The organism is Microvirga sp. HBU67558 (assembly GCF_018069605.1).
In the GTDB taxonomy this organism is placed as follows: domain Bacteria; phylum Pseudomonadota; class Alphaproteobacteria; order Rhizobiales; family Beijerinckiaceae; genus Microvirga; species Microvirga terrae.
In genome coordinates this window covers 1-909 of record NZ_JAGPUP010000284.1, presented here as the reverse complement: position 1 = coordinate 909, position 909 = coordinate 1, and the positions used below count along the sequence as shown (strand labels likewise).

General features: G+C 64.4%; 1 protein-coding gene. It reads right to left on the bottom strand.

Going from position 1 to position 909, the window contains the following annotated elements; all coding sequences use genetic code 11:
• Positions 1-17: 17 nt before the first annotated feature.
• Positions 18-830, bottom strand: coding sequence for an IS5 family transposase (locus KBI52_RS01250; protein ID WP_173945194.1), 813 nt, complete (start codon positions 828-830; stop codon positions 18-20).
• Between the last annotated feature and the right edge of the window lie 79 nt (positions 831-909).

The window sequence follows — 909 nt, the reverse complement described above, 5'->3', positions numbered from 1 at the left end:
AGAGTCCGTCCCGTAAATCATGAACACCGTCCCAAGCGGCGGACGAGGAGCATGACGGAAGCAGCGTAAAGGAATGCTCGGGCCGACGTGAGCGTCGCCTCAGGATCCTTCCAGAGCCGGCGGTTGCGGCTGATCCACGCGAAGAAGCGTTCAACAACCCAGCGGCGTGGATGCACCGCGAACCCTACCTGATCAGGCGGCTTCTTGACGATCTCGATGATAATCGAGGTCGCTTGGGTGGGAGCCTCGCCGGCATAGCCGCTGTCGGCAAACGCTGTGACGATGAACGGGAACGCGCGTCGTGACAGGCGCAGGACCACACAGGCCCCATCCCGGTCCTGCACATCAGCCGGCTGCGGCTCCAGGATCAGACCGCGCCCGTCAGTGTCGACCATCACCTGGCGCTTGCGGCCTTTGACCTTTTTGCCGGCATCATAGCCTCGTGGTCCGCCGCTCTCGGTCGTCTTCACACTCTGGCTGTCGAGCACGGCGGCGGTGGGCGAGGCCTCTCGGCCGACCCGCTCGCGATCAACCATAACCAGCAGATGGTTGAGGGTCTCGAACAGGCCCGTGTCGCGCCAGAAGCTGAACCAGCGGAAGACGGTGCTCTTGGGCGGCAGATCAGAGGGCAACAGCCGCCAGGCAATGCCGCCGCGCAGGACATAGAAGATACCATTGAGGATCTCACGAGCCGGCCAGCGCCGGGGTCGTCCGCGGGTGCGGGGCGCAGGCAGGAGCGGCGCGATCAGCGCCCACTCGGCATCGGTCAAATCGGTTTCGTATCGCAAGCCGTCGCGGCTATACTGCCGCCGGGTGGTCGGGGTCCACATTGCGGTTCCAAGTCAGGCATCAGCACCCTCTTGGAATCATAGCGGCCTCGGCCACTCAACCCTTTTCGGGACGGGCTCT